The 11,652-nt window shown below is 65.6% G+C and carries 9 protein-coding genes; 8 read left to right on the forward strand and 1 reads right to left on the reverse strand.

The genetic code is table 11. The features are described from left to right. Positions 1 to 140: 140 nt before the first annotated feature. Complete coding sequence (locus ABIB91_RS41135; protein ID WP_354172835.1) at positions 141 to 923, reverse strand: N-acetylmuramoyl-L-alanine amidase; 783 nt, start codon at positions 921 to 923, stop codon at positions 141 to 143. 523 nt (positions 924 to 1,446) lie between these two features. Between ABIB91_RS41135 and rsmH the strand changes: the two genes are divergently transcribed. From rsmH to ftsW, 8 genes are all read left to right on the forward strand, one after another. Then, on the forward strand, positions 1,447 to 2,436 hold the full coding sequence (gene rsmH / locus ABIB91_RS41140) for a 16S rRNA (cytosine(1402)-N(4))-methyltransferase RsmH (protein ID WP_354172837.1): 990 nt from the start codon (positions 1,447 to 1,449) through the stop codon (positions 2,434 to 2,436). Between the two features lie 3 nt (positions 2,437 to 2,439). After that, a complete protein-coding gene (gene ftsL / locus ABIB91_RS41145) occupies positions 2,440 to 2,832 on the forward strand; it encodes a cell division protein FtsL (protein WP_007600843.1) in 393 nt (130 codons plus the stop codon). Next, complete coding sequence (locus ABIB91_RS41150; protein WP_354172839.1) at positions 2,829 to 4,583, forward strand: peptidoglycan D,D-transpeptidase FtsI family protein; 1,755 nt, start codon at positions 2,829 to 2,831, stop codon at positions 4,581 to 4,583. The genes ftsL and ABIB91_RS41150 overlap by 4 nt, the downstream gene beginning before the upstream one ends. 84 nt (positions 4,584 to 4,667) lie before the next feature. Then, positions 4,668 to 6,125, forward strand: a complete 1,458-nt coding sequence (locus ABIB91_RS41155; protein ID WP_354172841.1) for a UDP-N-acetylmuramoyl-L-alanyl-D-glutamate--2,6-diaminopimelate ligase — start codon at positions 4,668 to 4,670, stop codon at positions 6,123 to 6,125. Next, on the forward strand, positions 6,122 to 7,501 hold the full coding sequence (locus ABIB91_RS41160; RefSeq protein WP_354172844.1) for a UDP-N-acetylmuramoyl-tripeptide--D-alanyl-D-alanine ligase: 1,380 nt from the start codon (positions 6,122 to 6,124) through the stop codon (positions 7,499 to 7,501). Before ABIB91_RS41155 ends, ABIB91_RS41160 begins: the two co-directional genes overlap by 4 nt. 165 nt (positions 7,502 to 7,666) lie before the next feature. Continuing rightward, on the forward strand, positions 7,667 to 8,770 hold the full coding sequence (gene mraY, locus ABIB91_RS41165; RefSeq protein ID WP_007600847.1) for a phospho-N-acetylmuramoyl-pentapeptide-transferase: 1,104 nt from the start codon (positions 7,667 to 7,669) through the stop codon (positions 8,768 to 8,770). 7 nt (positions 8,771 to 8,777) lie between these two features. Continuing rightward, positions 8,778 to 10,178 carry a UDP-N-acetylmuramoyl-L-alanine--D-glutamate ligase gene (gene murD, locus ABIB91_RS41170; RefSeq protein ID WP_354172846.1) on the forward strand — a complete coding sequence of 467 codons (1,401 nt, stop codon included), beginning with the start codon at positions 8,778 to 8,780 and terminating at the stop codon, positions 10,176 to 10,178. A gap of 196 nt (positions 10,179 to 10,374) precedes the next feature. Beyond that, entirely contained in the window at positions 10,375 to 11,526 is a 1,152-nt protein-coding gene (gene ftsW, locus ABIB91_RS41175) for a putative lipid II flippase FtsW (RefSeq protein WP_354172848.1), read from the forward strand. The last annotated feature ends 126 nt before the right edge of the window (positions 11,527 to 11,652 follow it).

Consider the following 11,652-nt stretch of genomic DNA (forward strand, 5'->3'; position numbering starts at 1 on the left):
GACCCGAAGACACTCGGCCATCGGCTATATCAGCCCGGTCGAGATGGAGCTAAAATCGGCTTGATCCATGTCCACTTTTTTGGGGGAAGATCAGGATTGCTTCGCTTCGCTCGCAATGACGGGGTGCGTGGCAGTCGCCGTTACTTCGACGCGACCGTCGTTCCCTCCGCCGGCAAGCTTCCCAACAGCGCCTGCAAGGTCGATAGCGTCGAGTGATCCGCGACCCCGTCCAGGCGCGCCGGCCGGAAATGGCGCTGGAACGCGGTGACGACTTCCATGGTCGCGGCGTCGTATTTGCCGGTGAGGGGAACGCCGTAGCCGTATCTGGCGAGCGCCTGCTGCAGGCTCAGCACCTCGTCGCTGATGGTGCCGAGCATCAGGCTCTCGCCGCGCACGACCGGCGCGGGCGTGACCCAGTGGCCGACACCGGAATTGGCCAGCGAATGCCAGGGAAATTTTTCGCCGGGATCTTTCTTGCGCGCGGGCGCCACGTCCGAGTGGCCGAGCACCCGGTGCGCGGGCACCTTGCGGCGGAGCATGATGCCGCGGCACAGCGCGATCACGGCGGCGATCTGGCGCAGCGGAAACTCCGGATAGCCCCAGTCGTGGCCGCGATTGACGATCTCGATCCCGATCGAGCAGGAATTGATGTCGTCCTCGCCGGCCCAGGCGGACACGCCGGCATGCCAGGCGCGCCTGGCCTCCGGCACGCATTGCACGATGCGGCCGTCTTCCAGCACGACATAATGTGCCGACACCTCGGTGCCAGCCGAGCAGAGCCGCGCCAGCGCACCTTCGACGTCGGGCATGCCGGTGTAATGCAGCACGATCATATCGGGCTGCCGGCCCTTGTTGCGGTCGCCGTGGTTCGGTGAGGGGATGATGTCGGAGACGATCGAGGAATCCGGCTCGAACGTCCGCATGTTCGCGGCGGCCTTGGGAACCGGGAGAACGCGTTGACGCTTCGAATCAGATCCAGACGGCGTGGACGAACCGGACGACATAAACAGCTCGAGACAGACAGAGAGTGGGCCAAGCCCTTCTCTTTACTATTCCTTTACCCTCCACCGTGCGCAACCGCGCGACGAGGTTAACGGATGCATTTTGGCGCATGTGTGTGGATGAAGCATCACCGCCGCGTCAGCTTTTCGACTTGTCGCGAGCCGATCAACGCTTTCTTAACGCTAAGGGCCGTTACTGAGAGATGAAGAGCCGACCCGCGTCCAGAGGCGGCCAAAGCGTATTTTGGCTCGAAATCCCATGGCTGCCCGACAAATTCCAAGGGGAATACTGGGTTGGTGGCCCGGGACGACCGGGCACGGTAACCATGTTGGACGGGGGTTGGGTCGTGGAACCGCCGCGACGCGGAATCATTCGAGGCGCTATGAGCTTGTTCGTCCCCGATCTCACTTGGGAGTCCGGCGGGGCAATCGGCAGGCTTGGCGCATGAGCTCGGCTCCGCACATCCCCGTTCTTGGCCGTGAGGCCATCGACCACCTCGCCCCACGCGAGGGCGGCCTTTACATCGACGCGACCTTTGGCGCGGGCGGCTACAGCCGCGCGATCCTCGACATGCCGGGAACCCGGGTGATTGCCATTGACCGCGACCGTACTGCGATCGCAGGCGGCGCCGAGCTGGTCGAACGCTCGGCGGGCCGGCTGACGCTGGTTGAAGATCGCTTCTCCAACCTCGCCGAAATCTGCGCGGCTCAGGGCGTCGATGGCGTCGACGGCGTCGTGATGGACGTCGGGGTGTCCTCGATGCAGCTCGACCAGGCCGGCCGCGGCTTCTCGTTCCGCCTCGACGGTCCGCTCGACATGCGGATGGGGCAGGACGGGCCGACCGCGGCCGATGTCGTGGCGCGCGCCTCGGAAGGCGATCTCGCCGACATCATCTATCTCCTCGGCGAAGAGCGGCAGTCGCGCCGGATCGCCCGCGCCGTCGTCGCCGACCGGCAGGAGACGCCGTTCACGACCACGCGCGCGCTCGCCGAGCTCGTCGGCAGGGTGGTTCGTTCCAAGCCCGGCGATATTCACCCGGCGACGCGGACGTTCCAGGCCCTGCGCATCTTCGTCAACGACGAGCTCGAGGAACTCCAGAGCGCACTCATCGCTGCCGAGCGTGTGCTCAAGCCCGGTGGTCGACTCGTGGTCGTCTCGTTCCATTCGCTGGAAGACCGCATCGTCAAGAATTTCTTCGCCGAGCGCAGCAAGACGGGTGGCGGTTCACGCCATCTTCCGGAAGTGTCGCAGGCGGTGCCGAGCTTCCAGCTCCTGACGCGGCGGCCGGTGATCGCGGGCGAGGACGAAGTCGCGCATAACCCGCGGGCGCGGTCGGCAAAGCTGCGCGCCGCCGAGCGCACCTCGGCGCCTGCGCAGGACGATCGCGAGCAATCGTCCTGGCCAAAACTCTCCGACGTCATGAGAGGTGGCTAGCGCATGCGCTTCATCCACCTCCTCGTCATCGGCGCGCTGATCTTCGCGGCGGCCTATGTCTATAGGATCAAGATGGACTCCACGGCGCGCACCGAAAAGGTGCTGCGGCTGCATGCGGAGATCCGCGAGCAGCGCGATGCGATCGCGGCGCTGCGCTCCGAATGGGCGAAGCTCGATGCGCCGCTGCGCCTGCAGGGCCTGTCCGACCGGCATCTGCAGCTCAAGCCGGTCAACGGCACGCAATATGATTCACTGAAGAACTTGCCCGAGCGTCCGCCGCGGATGTTCAGGCCGGGCGAGCCGGATCCGATCGGCGCCATGCTCAATACCATCGAAGCCGCGAGCGATCCCGATAACGTGACGGGCTCCGTGCCTCAGCCCGAGGACAAGCCATGAGTGCTGTGACCCCGGCCAAACCTGTAGGAAAGCCGACCGAGCCCTGGCGGCAACGGCTGATCCGCAGTCTGCTGTACGGGCGCAACGTCGATCGCGCCGCCAAGGCGCGGGCGCGCGTCGGCCTGGCGATGCTCGCCTTCGGCGCGGTCTACGCCCTGATCGGCGGCCGGCTCGTGATGTTCGCGATCGGCGCCGACGCCCACGGCGCGCGCCGCGCCGCGGCACAGGAGGTGGTCGCGACCGCGCGGCCCGACATCGTCGATCGCAACGGCGCGATCCTCGCGACCGACGTCAAGGCGTCGAGCCTGTTCGGCGAGCCGCGCCGCATCATCGACAAGGACGAGGCCATCGAGCTTCTGACCGCCACCGTGCCCGACCTCGACGAGGCCGAGGTGCGCGAGCGCCTGAAGACGCGCAAGGGCTTCGTCTGGCTCAAGCGCGAGATTACGGCGAAGCAGCAGCAGGACATCCACAAGCTCGGCATTCCCGGCATCGGCTTCCTGCGCGAGAACAAGCGCGTCTATCCGACCGGCAACGAGGTCGCCCACCTCATCGGTCTCGTCAACATCGACAACCAGGGCATCGCGGGCATGGAGAAGTGGCTCGACAATCAGGGGCTCGCCGATCTCCACCGCGCGGGCTTTGCCACCGACCGGCTGCAAAAGCCGATCGAGCTCTCGGTCGATCTGCGCGTCGAGCACGCGCTGCGCGACGAGCTCCTGAAGGCCAAGGAGAAATACCACGCCAAGGCCGCCTCCGGCATCGTCTCCAACGTCAAGACCGGCGAGATCGTGGCGATGGTTTCGCTTCCGGACTTCGATCCCAACAATCCGAAGGAAGCGCACGACCCCGACCGCATCAACCGCCTGACCACCGGCGTCTACGAGATGGGCTCGACCTTCAAGGCGTTCACGCTGGCGATGGCGCTCGACTCCGGCAAGATCAATTTGAACTCGATGTGGGATGCACGGGGAAACCTGCACTACGGCAAGTTCACCATCCATGACAGCCACTCGCTGGGACGCTTCATCAACACCAAGGAAGTGTTCACCTACTCGTCCAACATCGGCGCCGCGCGGATCGCGCTCGGCCAGGGCGTCGAGGCGCACAAGGCGTTCCTCGCCAAGATGGGCCAGCTGACGCGGCTGCGCACCGAGCTGCCGGAGAGCGCGGCTCCGCTGATCCCGCGCCGCTGGGGTGAGCTGAACACGGTCACCATCGCGTTCGGCCAGGGTCTGTCGGTGGCGCCGCTCCAGGCGGTGATGGGGATTAACGCACTCGTGAACGGCGGCTATCTAATTCCGCCGACCTTCATGAAACGCAGCGAGTCCGAAGCGGCAGCGTTGGCCAAGCGCGTGGTCAAGACGGAGACCAGCGACAAGATGCGGTTCCTGATGCGGCTCAATGCCGAGATCGGCACCGCCAAGACCGCCAACGTCAACGGCTACTATGTCGGCGGCAAGACCGGCACGTCCGAAAAAGTCATCAACGGACGCTACGCCAAGAAGCGCGTGCTCAATTCCTTTACCGCGATCATGCCCTGCGACGATCCGAAATATCAAATCCTGATCATGCTGGACGAGCCGCAGCCGCTGAAGGAGACCTACGGCTTCATCACGTCCGGCTTTAATGCTGTGCCGACCGGCGGCAAGGTGATCGAGCGGATCGCGCCCCTTTTGGGCGTCGAGCCGCGGTTTGACCTGCCGCCGTCCGACCGCCTTATTCTTGCAGCATCCAGGACAACCCAGTAATCAACCGGGTGGGCCGTTGCCGCTGCTGAGTCGGGATTTCCCTGGAGATTCGGCTTCCCGGCGCGGTATGTCGACTGGAAGACCATGAAGCTGCGTGACGTCCTAGGCAATGATGCCGCAATCGAGCCCGCCGTCGCGGCCCTCGATGTGAGCGGGGTTGCGCTTGACAGCCGCGCGGTCAAGCCGGGCGATCTCTTCTTCGCACTTGCGGGCAGCAAGACGGACGGTGCACGCTTCATCGATGCCGCGATTGCCGCAGGCGCGGTGGCGGTTGTCGGCGACCATCCGCCTGATGGCTGCAAGGTGCCGTTCATCACAGTCGCCAATCCGCGCCGCGCGCTGGCGCTGGCCGCGGCAAGATTTTTTCCGGCGCAACCCGCCACCATTGCGGCGGTGACCGGCACCAGCGGCAAGACCTCGGTCGCCGCATTCACCCGGCAGATCTGGGAGCGGCTCGGGCACGCCTCCGCCAGCATCGGAACCATCGGCCTGGTCTCGCCCAAACGTACAGTCTACGGCTCGCTGACGACGCCCGACCCGATCGCGCTGCACCGGCAGTTGGACGAGATCGCCCGCGAGGGCGTCACGCATCTCGCGTTCGAGGCCTCTTCGCACGGGCTTGACCAATATCGCCTCGACGGCGTGCGCGTGTCCGCCGGCGGCTTCACCAATCTCTCGCGCGACCACATGGATTACCATCCGACCGTCGCGCATTATCTCGCGGCCAAGCTCAGGCTGTTCCGCGAACTTGTTCCGCCGGGAGGCGCGGCCGTGATCTCCGCCGATCATGATTGCTCGGCAGAGGCGATCAGCGCTGCGAATTCGCGCGGCTTGCGCGTGATGGCGGTCGGTCGCAAGGGCGACGGGGCAGGCGAGGGCATTCGTCTCGCCGGTGCGGAGGTCGAAGGATTTTCGCAAGTGCTCGCGCTCGAACATCGCGGCAAGCAATATGCGATCCGGCTGCCGCTGGTCGGCGAATTCCAGATCGAGAATGCATTGGTGTCGGCCGGTCTCGCCATCGGCACCGGCAGCGACGCCGCAAATGTGTTCGCGAGCCTCGAAGGTCTCGAAGGCGCCAAGGGGCGGCTCGAGCGCGTCGGCGAGCGCAACGGCGCGCCGATCTTCGTCGACTACGCGCACAAGCCCGATGCGCTGGCGAAGGCGCTGCAGGCGCTGCGTCCCTACGCCAGGCGCAGGCTGGTCGTCGTGTTCGGCGCCGGCGGCGACCGCGATGCCGGCAAGCGTCCGATCATGGGCGAGATCGCGGCCGGCAATGCCGACGGCATCATCGTCACCGACGACAATCCGCGCAGCGAGAAGCCGGAATCGATCCGCGCCGAAATCCTCGCCGCCGCCAGGGGCGCCCGCGAAATCGGCGACCGGGCCGTTGCGATCCGCACAGCGATCGAGGAATTGCAAGATGGCGATGCGCTGCTCATCGCCGGCAAGGGCCACGAGACCGGGCAGATCGTCGGCGGAGAGGTTTTGCCCTTCAGTGATCACGAGGCGGTCGCCGCCGCATTAGCGTCGAGGATTGCATGAGCGCGCCCATATGGACGGTGGCCGAAGTGGCGCGCGCGCTGGGCGCTGCCGGATCGTTCCCGGACACGCCGATCGACTTCGTCACCCAGGACAGCCGGCTGGTGAAACCGGGCTGCCTGTTCGTCGCGCTGAGCGGCACGCCGAGCGGCGGCTTCATCTCAGCCTTCGCCAGCGCGCGTGACGGCTGGGAGTTCGCGGAAAAGGCGGAAGCTTCCGGCGCAGTCGCGATGATCGTGCCGCACGAGATCGCGGGCGTCCGCGTTCCCCAGATCGTGGTCAAGGACACGCTGATCGACGGCCTCTGGGGTCTTGCCCGCGCGGCACGTGCGCGCTTCAACGGACCGGTGATCGGGCTCACCGGCAGCGCAGGCAAGACCAGCACCAAGGAATTCCTCGCGGCCTACCCCAATGCCTATGCCAGCCCGTCGAGCTTCAACAATTTCTGGGGCGTGCCGCTGACGCTATGTAATGCGCGGCCCGATGCCAGTCTCTGGGTCGTCGAGATGGGCATGAACCAGGCCGGCGAAATCGCGCGGCTCAGCGAACTGACGCGGCCGACAGTCGCGCTCGTCGTCAACGTCCAGCCGGTGCATCTGGAGAAGCTCGGCTCGCTCGAAGCCATCCGCCGCGAGAAGGTGTCGATTGCCCTCGGTCTGCCTTCGGAAGGCGTGCTGGTGCTGCCTGCCGGGATCAAGGCGCCGGACTGGAAGGGCAAGGTCATACGCTTCGGCGACAAAGCCGAGGTGCACGAGGTCGCGCACGCGCCGCATGGCGACAGCTGGCAGGTCGTGGCCGCGCTTGGCAAGAAAGAGATCGCGTTCAGCCTGACGCCGGGCGCGCCGCACCGCGTGCAGAATGCGCTCGCCGCGCTCGCATCGATCCGTGCGGCGAACCTCGATGCGGCGACGCTTGCAATCAAGCTCGACCGGGTCGGCATCATGACCGGCCGTGGCGTCGAGCAGGCGGTCGGCGGTATCACCGTGATCGACGACAGCTTCAACGGCAATCCGGCCAGCGTGGCTGCCGCGCTGCAAAGCCTTCAAGCGCGCAACACGACCGGCGGCCGCCGCATTGCGGTACTCGGCGACATGCTGGAGCTGGGCGATGGCGCGCCCGGCTATCACACCGGCCTCGCCAGGCATCTCGACGGCATCGACGGCGTCTATTGCGTCGGACCCCTGATGCGTCACCTGTTCGAGGTGCTTCCAGCAGGCAAGGGTCTCGGCTGGCACGACGACCCCGTGACGCTGAAGCCGGGCGAGGTCGCAAATCTGCTGAGGGCAGGCGATGTCGTGGTTGTCAAGGGCAGCAAGAAGATGTTCTGGGTCAACAAGTTTGTGCCGGGCCTAGTGGCCGCCTTGCAGGCAAGGGCGTAAACTGCTTGGAAGGCGCTGTTCCCGAATCCCACTCTTTCCGGCGCGAAGCCGTCCGGTTTTCTTTAGAGGTCGCCCGACCCCAGGATGAAGACCAGCGAATGCGCGTGAGGCAGGTTGATAAGGCCAAGATCAAGGCGCGTGCAAAGGCGCCATAGGACCGTCTGAATGTTTTACTGGCTGATCGAGCTCTCCAACACATTTCCGGGCTTCGGTGCCGTTCGCACCTTCCTGAACGTCTTCCGCTACATCACCTTCCGCACCGGCGGCGCCGTCGTCACCGGCGCGCTGTTCGTGTTCCTGTTCGGGCCCTGGATCATCGACCATCTGCGCATCCGCCAGGGCAAGGGCCAGCCGATCCGGGCCGATGGTCCGCAATCGCATCTCGCCAAGAAAGGAACGCCCACCATGGGCGGGCTGATGATCCTGTCCGGCCTCACGGTCGGCACGGTGCTATGGGCCAATCCGCTCAACCCTTACGTCTGGATCGTGCTGGCGGTGACGCTCGGCTTCGGCTTCGTCGGCTTCTATGACGATTATCTCAAGGTGACCAAGCAGACCACAACCGGGTTCGGCAGCAAGCTTCGCCTGCTGATCGAGGCGGCGATCGCGCTGGTTGCCTGCTACGCGCTGGTACGGCTGAACCGCGATCCCGCGTCGACCGCGCTGACGATTCCGTTCCTGAAGGACACCGTGCTGCATTTCGGCTGGTTCTTCGTCGTGTTCGGTGCCTTCGTCATCGTCGGCGCCGGCAACGCGGTGAACCTGACCGACGGTCTCGACGGCCTTGCCATTGTGCCCGTGATGATCGCGACGGCGAGCTTTGCGATGATCGCCTATCTCGCCGGCAACGCGGTGTTCGCCGACTATCTCCAGATCAAATATGTCGCAGGCACCGGCGAACTCGCCGTGCTCTGCGGCGCGCTGCTGGGCGCGGGCCTCGGCTTCCTCTGGTTCAACGCGCCGCCGGCCTCGATCTTCATGGGCGACACCGGCTCGCTCGCGCTCGGCGGCATGCTCGGCGCGATCGCGGTGGCGGTGAAGCACGAGATCGTGCTCGCGGTGATCGGTGGCCTGTTCGTGCTGGAGGCGGTCTCCGTCATCGTGCAGGTGGTGTCGTTCAAGATGACGGGAAAGCGCATCTTCCGGATGGCGCCGATTCATCACCATTTCGAGCAGCTCGGCTGGACCGAGCCGCAGATCGTGATCCGTTTCTGGATCATCTCGGTGATGCTGGCGCTCGCCGGCTTGTCGACGCTGAAGCTGCGGTGACCGGCCGATGATCCCGGTCACGTCCTTCGCCGGCAAGACGGTCGCGGTGTTCGGCCTCGGCGGTTCGGGGCTCGCCTCCTGTCACGCGTTGAAGGCGGGCGGCGCCGAGGTGATCGCCGCCGACGACAATGCCGACAACGTCGCCAAGGCCGCGCAAGCGGGCTTCATCACGGCTGATCTACGCAACGTCTCCTGGGCGAATTTCGCCGCGCTGGTGCTCGCGCCCGGCGTGCCCCTGACCCACCCTGTGCCGCATTGGAGCGTGCTGAAGGCGCGCGAGGCCGCTATCGAGGTGATCGGCGACATCGAGCTGTTCTGCCGCGAACGGCGCCGCCACGCACCGGATGCGCCGTTCGTCGCCATCACCGGCACCAATGGCAAATCGACCACGACAGCGCTGATCGCGCACCTGACGAAAGTCGCCGGCTACGACACCCAGATGGGCGGCAATATCGGCACCGCGATCCTGTCGCTGGAGCCGCCGCGCATGGGCCGCGTCCACGTCATCGAGATGTCGTCCTACCAGATCGACCTCACGCCCTCGCTCGATCCCTCCGTCGGCATTCTGCTCAATGTCAGCGAGGACCACATCGATCGCCACGGCACCATCGCGCATTACGCCGCGGTGAAGGAGCGTCTCGTTGCCGGTGTGCAGGCCGGCGGCACCGCGATCGTCGGCGTCGACGACGGTTTTTGCCGCGATATCGCCGACCGGCTCGATCGCGCCGGCAAGAATGTGGTGCGCATCTCGGTCAGGAATCCGCTGGCCAGCGGCATCCATGTCGAGCATGGCAATATCGTGCGCAATTCGGGCGGCGCACGCAGTGAAATCGCGGCGCTCGGCGGCATCGGCTCGCTGCGCGGCCTGCACAATGCACAGAACGCGGCGTGCGCGGCCGCCGCCGCGCTCGCGATGGGCATCGGCCTCGATGTCTTGCAGAACGGCCTGCGCAGCTTTCCAGGCCTTGCGCATCGCATGGAGCAGGTCGGCCGCCGCGGCAACGTGCTGTTCGTCAACGACTCCAAGGGCACCAATGCGGACGCCACCGCGCACGCACTGTCGTCCTTTTCGGACATCTTCTGGATCGCGGGCGGCAAGCCGAAGGCCGGCGGCATCACGGGCCTCACCGGCTACTTCCCGCGCATCCGAAAAGCCTATCTGATCGGCGAGGCCGCGCAGGAGTTTGCGGGCACGCTCGGCACGCAGGTGCCGCACGAGATCAGCCAGACGCTCGACGTCGCCGTCGAGCAAGCCGCACGCGACGCGGAGGCGTCAGGCATCACCGACGCGGTCGTTCTGCTGTCGCCCGCCTGCGCCTCCTTCGACCAGTACCGCAATTTCGAAATCCGCGGCACCAGGTTCCGCGATCTGGTGCAGGCGCTGCCGGGTGTGAAGCCGGTGGTGTAGCGAGTTCTCGTGTCCCGGACGCGCGTAGCGCGAGCCGGGACCCAGAAGCGACAATGGGCCCCGGCTCTGCAGCGCACCGCGAGAGCGCTGCGCTGCGTCCGGGGCACGAGACTCTTCAAAAGTTGAACAGCTCCTTAACCCCCCGGTAACCAACCTCGGCGACCAATGGACCGACCTCTGTCCGAAAGCGGCCGCCATGCTCTCCCGTGAAGAACGCACCCCCTTTTCCGAGTGGTGGTGGACCGTCGACAAGCCGCTGATGGGGGCCATCCTGGCGCTGATGCTGACCGGTGTGATCCTGTCGCTGGCGGCGAGCCCGCCCGTTGCGACCCGCATCGGGCTCGATCCCTTCCACTTCTTCAGCCGCCACGTGCTGTTCCTCCTCCCGTCCTGCCTGGTGCTGCTCGGCGTGTCGTTCCTGTCGCCGCGCGCGATCCGTCGCTCGGCGCTGATCATCTTCGCAGCCAGCATCGTCCTGATCGTGCTGACGCTCGCGATCGGCCCCGAAGTAAAGGGCTCGCGGCGCTGGATCACGCTGCTTGGCCTCAACATCCAGGCCTCCGAAATCGCAAAACCGTCGTTCGTCGTCATGGCCGCCTGGCTGTTCGCGGAATCCACCAGGCGGCCAGAAATGCCGGCAACCTCGATGGCGCTGGTGCTGCTCTTGATGCTGGTTTCGCTTCTGGTGATGGAACCGGATTTCGGCCAGACCATGCTGATCTTGATGGTGTGGGGCTCGCTGTTCTTCATCGCGGGCATGCGGATGATCTGGGTGTTCGGGCTCGCCGGCCTCGGCGCCGCCGGACTGTTCAGCGCCTACCTTTTTGTTCCTCACGTCGCCGGCCGCATCAAGCGCTTCATGAATCCGGCCTCGGGCGACACCTTCCAGGTCGATACCGCGATGGAAGCCTTCTACAACGGCGGCTGGTTCGGGCTCGGGCCGGGCGAGGGCATCGCCAAGCGCAGCCTGCCGGACAGCCACACCGACTTCGTGTTCGCGGTTGCCGCCGAAGAGTTCGGCATCATCCTGTGCCTCGCAATGCTGGCACTGTTTGCTTTCGTCGTCATCCGCACGCTGTCGCGCGCCTATGCCAACGAAGACATGTTCTCGCGCTTCGCGGCCTCGGGGCTTGCGATCCTGTTCGGCGTGCAGGCCGCGATCAACATGTCGGTCAATCTCCAGCTCATCCCCGCCAAGGGCATGACGCTGCCCTTCATCTCCTATGGCGGCTCCTCGATCGTGTCGCTGGCCTATGGTGTCGGCATGATGCTGGCGCTGACGCGGCTGCGCCCGCGCACCGAGGTCGAGGCAAGCGGCCACGCCGAGGCGATGCGCAGCTACGCGTAGTTTTTCGTCATTGCGAGCGAAGCGAAGCAATCCTGAGCCTCCCCTAAATCGGTGGACACCTATAGCTTAGACAGCAAGAGGTGTCAGATGACGAAACGGCAGCGACGTTCTTATTCGGACGAGTAC

This window comes from Bradyrhizobium sp. JR4.3 (genome assembly GCF_040547695.1).
GTDB classification, from domain to species: Bacteria; Pseudomonadota; Alphaproteobacteria; order Rhizobiales; family Xanthobacteraceae; genus Bradyrhizobium; species Bradyrhizobium canariense.